The organism is Pseudomonas sp. NPDC089407 (genome assembly GCF_044900445.1).
Taxonomy (GTDB): Bacteria; Pseudomonadota; Gammaproteobacteria; order Pseudomonadales; family Pseudomonadaceae; genus Aquipseudomonas.
This window is the reverse complement of record NZ_JBJDNB010000008.1, coordinates 172313-182370: the sequence shown is the minus strand read 5'-3', so window position 1 is coordinate 182370 and position 10058 is coordinate 172313. Positions and strand designations below refer to the sequence as shown.

Genomic DNA, 10058 nt, shown 5'->3' with positions numbered 1-10058 from the left:
CTGCCGACCCAACGGGCCAGTGAGATCGGACAGTTGCTGCCGCATCAGTGGGTGCCGGCCTGACTTACGCAAGGTGAGTTCGCCGGACGCTTACGGGCATACAGCAAACTGAGCTAGCTTGCCGGCACTTCCAGGCTGGTACCATGGATCTCTGCGGAAGGTCTCGGCCTCGAAACCTTCCTTGTCGATGATCTTGCTTTCTGTGTCTTCGATGCGGACCTTATAGACATCCATCTTTGCTGAAACCGTATCAATAGAGGGTCTCTGGATGGTAACGAGCGAGGATAGGCAGCAGTAGGCCTAACTGACCCTTTTGGTGGTCACCCACTGGTTTGAGGCCCGCCCAAAGCATGCCTGATCGACCTGGGCGGGCCCTAGAAACAACTAACCCCCTGGTGCGCAGTACAGGTCTGGGACCTGCCCGAGGCGTGGGGGCTATTCTTGGAGCGACAGTGACACCGGCTCCGGAGAAAATCAATTGGTTTGTAGAGCAGCCGGTCAGCTAAGGTCAAACCCAGATCCTAAAGGGGAGGCCGATAGCAGCTCAGTCAGCATCATCGGCACCTTCTTCATCTTCATCGGTATCCCCAACACTGAGCCAGTCGTGAAGGTTGTACCGCACGAAGTCTTCCGCATCGAGCATGGTAAAGTCTTGGAGCACCGTGACGTCTGCTCCACCGAAGTACAGCCCATCGTTGAGATTTCTGGCCACCCCGAGCAATTCATTCAGCTGGTCGTGCAGCTCATTTGCGCGCCTGGCGTGCTCTCGTTTGGTCAAAAACCGGAACACCACCTCGTAGGGCTCAGCCGGGTCGCGAATCTCGCCCTTGGGGTTGAAGGAAACCCAAGCACTAGCGAAAAATTGGTTGTTCTGATGGAGGAAATCGTCGACAAGCACGGCGATGCCCTTCATGCCGTCGTCACCTTGGTCTGCCTTCAGGCGGTTGACCAACTCGTCCGGCATCGCAATACGGTTGTAATGGTGGGACATCCAGTATGAGAAATACTGACCGTTTTCTTCGCTCAGCGTGATTACCGGATTTCGGTGGAGCGTCGGAAGCACGGCTCTCTTGGTCCACACACGCTTGTGAATCTTGAGCTCCAAAACCTGCTTTTCCGCGTGCTGCAGGTGCAGCGTACGTGGATTGAGGGCGTGCAGCTGCTTATCAAAGGCCTTTTTCTTTACCTTAACGGCAATCCACTCTATCCACGGCGCATCACAAAGGTTGCGTGCATGCACCGTGCAGGAATGGGAGGCCAACATCCAATAAGCTGGAGCCACCCCCTCGAATTGGCCTTTCAGGACCTCCTCGGATATGTGTTCAATCAAGGCGTCACCTGAGACGGTATCTCCTTGCAGCCAACCAGCAGCGCTAATGGCACTTACGATCTCTTGCTCAGGTGTATCAGCCATAATCAAACCAAATTCGAACCGCCCGATTTTTCTAACCTGGCGATGGTTTTGAGGTCCCTATCACGTAGCTGCTGCGCCTTGCCAGCCAACTCCGCAACCATTCCGTACACACCTTTAGCGCCATTTCGATTCCACGCTTCATCCGAAAGCGCATCCTGAATCAGGCGGCCATCGGCGGTTGGATAGAAAAGCACCCGATGCAGATACTGCGCTTCTTCGGCGTTAACTTGGCGCAACGCCTCAGTTAAAGCCGCAAGCCTCTCGGGAAAACCAGTGGCGGTTTTTCCAGTCCGCCAATTGTACACGGTCTGACGAGACACGTTGAAGATCTGCGCGATGGAGCTATCTGACAACTTGAAGTCGCTCCTAAGCTCCTCGATTAAGGCCGGCGCTACGTCTTCGGTAACATTGGCATCCTGGCTGGTGTCCACCTCGGTCCAGGCACCAGCATGCACGCCATGAAAGCTCATGCCTGCTGAGCCGATAAGTTGTGGATAGGGCAGGGAGGCAGTCCCAGGAGCGACTACTACCGAAACGGCCAGCATCGCTGTGAAAGCAATCGCCAATACAGGGTTTGCTGTCGTGCTACCTACACGCGGAGCAATTTCAGGGTTTTCCCAAGTAGAAGATCTGCTTACAGCAGCCCCGGTAGGATCAATCCATTGCCCATTCATTGCTGTAGTCATTTCGCCTTCCCCCAAACCTCAAAGGCATGATCTTTCGCGACTGTCCTAAAAGCAAAGTTAGCAGTCTTATGCAAACCGTCGAGTCTCGTGCAGATCTCCTCGGTTCCCAGTCGTTCGGCTAACTGCAGCGGCCAATGCGCATCCGTATCGAGAAGAGCACCATTTTCGCTAACAGGCACAAATGCACCTTGCAGAGGAGCACCATGCTTGGATGAATTCCTCGATTGCTTAGCAATTTCGAAAACCATGGCCGGCTCGACCAAATCTTCCGGTATCCACATACCAGTCTGCCGCCAGCATCTGATGTGCAGATACTCCGGATCTAGATGGTAGGTGGTAGTAGAGATTCCAAGCTGCTCCTTGGGGACTTTCCCATGCGCCGCTAGCTCATCGCATTTAAGTGGGAGCATGGCTTCCGGAAGGTAGTCGGCTAGGGTCTCACCTTCAGCTGGTTCAATTTTATCGACGTACCGCATCCCGATAGCGGTGATATCCAATGCACCTGCTTGCCCTACCAGCGCCTCAATGCACTCACGGAAAAGCGCTAAGTGGTTATCAAAATGAAGATAATTTGTGCTTTGCAGGATCATGTGATCCATGGCCAGCACGCACGCGTAGTCAGCATCCCGATTAAGGAACGCCCAAGAATTCGGTTCTCCGCTGTGCATCACCCCAGGCGGCACGCCCTTGACCATCTGGAAGAAGCCCGGGAGGCTCTGACGGATCGTGTGCTGAATGTCTGGGATCAGCTTTGGCAGCTTAAGAATCGGGGCAAATCTGATTACGCTCAACGCATAGATAAGCGGCGCCCTTGCTAAGACCCCTTCGCGTTCTGACATGTTAACTCCTCCACCGCGCCCAACGAGGGACCGGATTCTACATCATTTGACAAATCCTTTGACAAGAACTGTATAGCAGGGCCTTTCGATTTGACAAGCGGTCCCCGTGAGGGATGGAGTGCAGAAAACGCCTCCATCAGGAGCTTACTCGTCATTCCAGAAAAGCCTCTACAGACACCATCGCTAAGCCTCTGAGGAAGCACGAATTTTTAATCAGAGCTCTTCCTAGCAGTGAGAAGAAACTCAACGAATCGTCACCAGATAGCTCAATCCAGGGGAACGCTTGCTCTGATGGGGTGGTTCAGAAACGTGCTGTCTGGTCCAGATTTCTCATCTACGAAGAGCACGAAGAGCTCTTGGATCCAGAGTTTGAGGCCGTGATTGGCTGAATGGAGAGGTCGGAAAGAGGACGGGTGATCCAGTGAAGCACAAGCGCAGTCAGGAGGCTTGCGATGGTGTTCACTGAGATTGAGACGAGAGCATTCCGCATTTTGGAGAGTCCATTTTTTGAAGTGGACCTCTATTTAATGCGCATAAACTGTGTGTCACCACCACCCGCAGAAAATTTCGTCACGCCCCAGAATGGGAATTTGCATTCGGGGCGCACCACGATTCATCTCGTGCCAGAAGCCGCCTGCAGTGCAATCAATTGGCGAGCCAAGACTCGACTACCTCAGCGCCATACTCGTTTTTCCAGGCCTTAAGCGTACGCTGATTACCACCCTTGGTCTCAACAACCTCTCCGCTGTGTGGATTCTTGTAGACCTTTACTTCGCGTGGTTTCCGAGAGGTTTTTGGGGCCATATCAGTGGAAGCCACCGCTTGCGGATCGAGGATCAGCACCACTTGGCGCAGGCCGTAGCCATACTCGTTGAGCAAACTGCGCAGCTTCGTTTCAAATTCCATTTCCTGCTTCAGGGCAGAGTCATTTTTCAGCGCTTCCAGCTCCGCCAGTTGGGCTGCGAGCTGTTGTTCGAGCAGGCGGAATTCAGCGAGACGGGACATAAGATTCTCCAAAATGGGTTCGATGATTTTAGCAATCAAGAAAGAAAGCGTGCTAACTATCTTGATCCCACATGCCTGAATCGGCAATCACGAGGCTGAGCGATCGGTGTGGATAAAAACGTGATGGCTTCAGGATCGTCGATCTGGGCGGCTTCACTTGCGAGGTAATCGATCAGCTTTTTGCTTCTTACCCAAACGTACTGCCGGCAAGCCGCGTTTGGAATGGATGGCCCCGCAACGGGGCGAAACCTGGCCTCCCAAAGGTGCTTGAACGCCTCCCTGGTCGACTTCCCCAAATACACCGCAATCTCCGGTCCCAAGATATAGCCACGCCTGAATCTGTCGATGGCTTGAGGCTTAACCATCAATTGCGTACGCCGGCCTCGTTCGACAGCAGTGCTCCATAGCAGACCCAGTCGAACGAACGCGTATGCGCATTGTTCTTTGACGCCTAACAGCGCAGCAGCCTTGACTACCGACAGGCCGGGAAAGACCGGACTCTTGTTCTCAGCTCGGGCTTGTTGCCACGCTGCAAAATCTTGCGGCTTGAGTAACCACGCCCCTACCGCAACCGAGCCATTCTCAGCTGGGCCGTAAGCGCGAAGTTCACCTGCACGTATTGCCTGAACCAACTCGACCAACCCACCCCCCTTGGGCAGAGAATGCTTGGCCAAGTAGTTGATCGACACCAGGCTCTGGTCAGAGCTGGTAGGCAGCTTCTCATCAATCAATTCGTTGATCGAGCGGCAGTCAATCAGCCACCTTTCGCCTGGGCGCGGTTCTCCACCAAAGAACTGGAGGGTACCACCAGCTAGCAGCTGCCTAACCCGATTGCGACAGAGGCTTAGCAAAGTCGAGGTTTCTTTCATATCAGCCACGCCCTGGAGATGCTGCGAGATTGCCTTCAAATGATCCAGGTCCACGACCGTAAAGACTCGATCTTCATGGACCTTCTCCCGATAGGCGATTTGTCCCTCCTGATGAAGGCGTTTTATGACTGATACCCCGAGACCACAAGCTTCAGCAGCAGAATCGAACGACACCCAACGATGTCTCTCAATCGTCTCCTCACTCAAATTGCGATTTCGCTTCGCTAACGGTGCTTCCCACGCATGCTGCAGAAATGATTCGAACTCTCGACGAAGAAAGTCAAAACAAGAGTCATCCAGATCACGGTGGATGTCGTGGTATATCGGGCCGAACGATCTGCTGAGCGTCCAATGTTCGTTATCGGAATGGACTGCCTTGAGGCCACTCAGCAGTTCTCTGAATGCGAGAGGCCAGTTCATGAGAACCACGCCCGCCGCGTTTGCCATAAGCCGCGATATCTCTAGCGAACCCGAATCAGCAACCTTCAGCGGCTGGGTTCTTTCCGTAGGCAAACTTCTGACAGCGAGACGCGATGACAACTCGTGAAACTGTTCGTAGGTGAGGGCCGCCAATCCCGCGTCAGCTGGCAACGAGTCGGCGTAAAACCTATCTTCAAAGCCAGAGGTGAGCCAGGCGGCCGTATCACTCGCCGGCGCGATCTCAAAATTGGTCCCACTCAATGAGGTGCCACACGCTTGGCAACTATTCGCACTCATTGCGCTTGGATCGGTTTCCTTCAGACAGTTGGGGCACCGCCCGTGGAGTTCAGTGCCGTGGACAGAACACGTCGTAACCAGGGTCAAGCCCCAGCTTTCTCTCCAATAACCGGCTTCGCCCAAACAGATCGGACAGTAACGAGCGTGATGAGTCGTCCATAACTTGACCCCCTTGGGCCTTGGATCACGAAACTCAGCAGATACCGCAGGCCAGCTCAGTGGTCCTTCCATCATCTGCAGCCAGTCCGCAACATCGGTCTCGTCGGCTCGTGCAAAGGCGGTGAGCAGTTCCTTTCTGGGTAATCCGTTGGCTTTCGCCAGGCGCTGCAGGTACCCCAAAAGACTTTCGTCTTGGTGTGGTCGTGGGTTGATTAAAAGACCAAACATTCCTACACATCCATGAAATCGAAGACATAAAAATCAGGGGAGTAGAGCCGGGCCGATAAGCCCGGCCCTTGGCCGTCAGGTACTGCTCTCTTCGAACGTCTCAAACGGCTCCCGCTTCCCGAACAGAGGCTGGAAATTGAAGCTCGCACTGAAGGGGTTTCGATCCTCGGTGGCGTAGCTCCAAACCTCGTCTTCAAAAGCCTGGGCCAGCACAGGAAGTTCAATCCCGACAAGGTCCTGGACTTGAACCAGCCAAACAGCCCTGTCCACAATCTTGATGAGGTAGTCGATCAATCCATAGGAAGCCAGGTAGAAGCGTTTAATCATCGCTGGCTCTACAAAACTGATGGTTTGAACAGGCAGTTCGCCCTCGATTGCCTGCAACAACATCACGAAATGAAGAGACGTATTAGCGGAGAAGGTGAAGCGATCGTATGCCACCGTGGCCGAAAACCTGCGTCGCAGTTGCTCGTTTGCTAGCAGGAGATTTTCGGTGCGCTTCAGCCCAATCAGAACAAACGCGATACTGGTTTCATTCATCAGACTCTTGATCCAGTCTGCTGCCTCATACGCACCATTACGACGATAATCGACCAGGTGCTGCGCCTCATCGAGGACCAACATCTCCACGCCAAGGTTCTTCAGCAGCAGGACTACTCGCGCAAATTTAACCTCTGCCGAATGTCCTCGTGCCTCTGCGAAGGGATCCTTCAGCTCTGCCAAAATGGCTGCTGCCAGGTTCTTTTTGGTTGGAGACGAAGGCATCTCGACGAACAGAACTGTCCGCTTCTGTGGGTCATGGCTCTCCAATTCCTCCAATGACCGAATGTACTCCTTGACCAATGTGCTCTTGCCCACTCCGCTTGGACCTTGGATCAGCAACCCTTTACTTGCTCTGGTACGCCGACTATCGCCGTGGATATCGCCTAGTCGCGTCAACGCTCGCTCGACTTGAGGGCTGTGAATAAAACGATCGCGGAGCGTAAAGCTGTATTCACCATGCTCGTAGCATTCGTACAGATTGATGGCGTTCATGGCTTAGAACTCCCAGCAGGGCGACGAACCGAGACCTTGAAGGCTGCTGGCGGAATGTTAGGAATAGAGTCACCGGTCCATTCCACTTCAGCGAGTACCTTGGGTGGAGGCGTGCTTTCGGTCACTCGACCCTCCTTGTCGATTTTCGCTATGGCAGCTGCGCGTCGTTTTCTGAGCGTCTGCGAACGGCGGGCCTCGTCTGCATCTTCCATAATTTCCTGGTAGCACCTGTGCGTAGCCTCGAAGCTAGGCTGCTCATTATATTTTTCTCGCAGCGCTTTCTCGGCAGCCTTCCACACCTCCCTGCTCTTACCGGCCATTCGCTCATCTTTGGCGGGCACTTTGAAGAACAAGTTTCTGAAGCGGTCGTGAACCCAAACGTGCCCGGCTTCGTCTCGATAGCGGACGTTTACCTTTTCTCCGTCTGCCAAACGCATACGGAGCTCAGCAAGTTCCGTAGAGTGGTAGCCCACTTTGGCAACCTCGATGCCGTAATGGTGAACCTTCACCGAGGCCCGCTTGGCCAGAATGCACTCCAACGAGTCCAGGTCGACGGGAAGGCTGATGACATGGTTCGCCTCGCTAGTCCCCCAGACTTGAGCCGGTGTTCTGTTGTCCAGCCCCCGATGAGGAGTCTGGTGGTAACCATCGACGATCCATTTCACTACCACCGCCTCCAATTGAGGGAGCGTGAAACATGCATTCTTCTCCGAGTCGTAATCGCCACGCTGCTGGATATTCGAGAAGGTGGTACCCGGGAGGTTGTGGATAAGCCCCAGGTTCTGTGTGCTGAAAAAGCGTTCGACGGCACCTTTCCTTTGAGGGGCCCTTGAAGCGGGATACATGATCTCGATACCCAACTCGTTGAATCCCATGATGAGATCGCCCGCGTGAAATTCCGCTGCGTTGTCTGGGACTATTCGAGCCGGCAGCCCACGTGCCCACCATTCATTTCTCACTTTCGGAAAGCGCTTCAGCAATTCGGCTTTTGGACGGATTGAGCGTTCGATCACACGAAGCACGGTTTCCGTATTTGGCGCCGACAGGTGGAGCAAATATCCCATCACCATTCGAGAGAAGCGGTCGAGGACGATCGTCAGATAGGGGCGCCCAATGCACAGCCCCGAGGTTTCATCCACAAGCTGGACGTCCAACAAGGTGTGATCAATTTCCCAACGTTCCAAAATCTCATGGACACGTAGGACACCCGCCGCAACACGGTGCTTCTTGTCTGCTGCGTGTTTTCCGAGCCTCTCCTTATCCACAAGGTACGGATCCAGCTTGGCGATGTACCTTCGGACAGTCATTCCGCTTGGGATCTTGAGCTGATCCGAAGGCAAACGACTTTTGTTCCTCTCTTTTATCTGATCTTCGAATTCTGAAACGACCACGCTGACCGCTGGAATCGTATCCTGCAGGTAGGTTTTATTAATCACCCCTTCAAGAATAACTTCGAGCTCTCCCTGTATCGCGGCAGCCCGACCCTTTTTGGCATGCTGAGGGATAAGCTTTACTACGTTCTGGCCAATGTATTTGGCTGCCCAACGTCGAATAGTGGAAACCGAGGGTGCGCACGCATCCCCAATCTTTTTGGCGATATCTCTAAGTTTCTTGATCATGTCTTCGTCACCCGGTAGCTTGTATTTACCGCGCTTAGTTAGGTCGTCCAGATACTTGCGTCGACGCAATGCCTCATCTCCATGTTTTTTGGGGAAGCATGAAATATCTGGAGGGACGTTCCGCACATACGGAACCTTCCCAAGGTATGGCTGATCAGCGGAGATCTCGATCTCGCGCTTCTCGTAGGCCTCATAGAACTCCTTCTCGGATAGCTTCGTGGGCTCACCAAGCTCATCGAAAAAGAGCAGCTTCCGGTCAATAAGCCTCTTCTCAAGCACCATCAGTACGCCACGAACGATGACGACCAATTTCACCCTAAGGGAAAAGGTTTGCATGACGGTGCCCCCCTTGCAGGAAGACCGGGGAGTCAGTGTCAATTGACCTATCAAGGTCAATGCCCACCACCCCAAGGCCTAACAAGCGCCAGGCTTTCCCCTCACCAACCACGTAGAGCAGATCTGCAACGGTCATAGGCGGCCATTCGTTGAAGGTCGCCATTACCTCCTCCAACGCCTGATGCGAAAGCTCTGGACCGCGCCGGTGATACATCAGCCTTCTAAGATTGGTAGCCAGGGGTTCAGCTTCAATTAACTTTTCAGTGATCACCGAAAAGTTACGGGCAGTGGCGTTGAAGTAGCGCTCAGCGGCATCCAGTCGCTGCCTGACGCTGGCAATCTTCAGTCGGTCGTGAGGCTTCACTTCAAACCACCACTCGCGCCCATCCGCGAGGAAAACCTGTACGTCTGGGTAATATTTGAAGTAGCCCTGGAGCGATGGAACACGTTCCTCACTGGGCTGCGGGACGTAGCCGATGACCGCAGGAGACAGCTCAAGAAGCCGAAAAAGAGCGCCTTCGAGCTGGGACTCCCAGGGCACAGGCTTTTTATTTTTGAGCGATGGGAAGTAGCCGCGGTAATGGTTGGACCGCCGCGTGACCACCTTTCGTACTGTCATGAAACACCTCCGAAAATCTCGAAACGAGCGCCGACGCTGCGCCAAAAAATCAAGGCGCAGGGCGGGCGAAGTGAGGCCTTTCGACAGGCAACACTGTGCCGTCGAGTAACCTCGCTAAGGTCGAAAAAATGGGAGAGGATTGACAGTCGCTTCGAAAAAGCAGACATTGCGGGTTCTGAGGACGCAAGTCTGCTTCGCTAAGCGCGGTCAGTCCTCTCGGGATTGATCGCGTTTTTCTACATTTTCAGGTCTCCTTTTCTCTCATTGGTCATGACTCTCATGACTGATCAGAATCTAAAGCAATCGGCTTGCTCTCTTTATTTCTAAACGGCCACTTCGTGATCGCTGGAGCAATTTGGATCAGGTCTGAAGCTCTCGCTTCAAACAGCTGATTTGGCTGAAAATCTTCAGTGCAAAGCGGAAAAGTTGGTCATAGATCTTATTCCAACATCCCTTCGAAATCTACAAAAAATCCAAAATGGCAACTTCCACCAAATTCCATTTCCATACTAAATTGTTCAAATTAATACTT

At 53.4% G+C, this 10058-nt stretch carries 8 protein-coding genes; all 8 read right to left on the bottom strand.

Annotated features, from left to right (window positions below; translation table 11 throughout):
- Positions 1–544 precede the first annotated feature (544 nt).
- Entirely contained in the window at positions 545–1414 is an 870-nt protein-coding gene (locus ACI2KG_RS09045; protein WP_016497350.1) for a hypothetical protein, read from the bottom strand.
- 2 nt (positions 1415–1416) lie between these two features.
- A complete protein-coding gene (locus ACI2KG_RS09040; RefSeq protein ID WP_126404318.1) occupies positions 1417–2100 on the bottom strand; it encodes a transcriptional regulator in 684 nt (227 codons plus the stop codon).
- Entirely contained in the window at positions 2097–2939 is an 843-nt protein-coding gene (locus ACI2KG_RS09035; RefSeq protein WP_010951432.1) for a TIGR04255 family protein, read from the bottom strand. The genes ACI2KG_RS09040 and ACI2KG_RS09035 overlap by 4 nt, the downstream gene beginning before the upstream one ends.
- Positions 2940–3584: 645 nt before the next feature.
- The gene (locus ACI2KG_RS09030) at positions 3585–3944 is read right to left on the bottom strand and encodes a histone-like nucleoid-structuring protein, MvaT/MvaU family (RefSeq protein WP_010951431.1); all 360 of its coding nucleotides are present in this window, start codon (positions 3942–3944) and stop codon (positions 3585–3587) included.
- 56 nt (positions 3945–4000) lie between these two features.
- Positions 4001–5917, bottom strand: coding sequence for a TniQ family protein (locus ACI2KG_RS09025; protein ID WP_010951430.1), 1917 nt, complete (start codon positions 5915–5917; stop codon positions 4001–4003).
- Between the two features lie 75 nt (positions 5918–5992).
- Entirely contained in the window at positions 5993–6952 is a 960-nt protein-coding gene (locus tag ACI2KG_RS09020; protein ID WP_010951429.1) for a TniB family NTP-binding protein, read from the bottom strand.
- On the bottom strand, positions 6949–8907 hold the full coding sequence (locus ACI2KG_RS09015; RefSeq protein ID WP_016497347.1) for a DDE-type integrase/transposase/recombinase: 1959 nt from the start codon (positions 8905–8907) through the stop codon (positions 6949–6951). Before ACI2KG_RS09015 ends, ACI2KG_RS09020 begins: the two co-directional genes overlap by 4 nt.
- Positions 8888–9526 carry a TnsA endonuclease N-terminal domain-containing protein gene (locus ACI2KG_RS09010; protein WP_011953077.1) on the bottom strand — a complete coding sequence of 213 codons (639 nt, stop codon included), beginning with the start codon at positions 9524–9526 and terminating at the stop codon, positions 8888–8890. The genes ACI2KG_RS09015 and ACI2KG_RS09010 overlap by 20 nt, the downstream gene beginning before the upstream one ends.
- Positions 9527–10058: the final 532 nt, after the last annotated feature.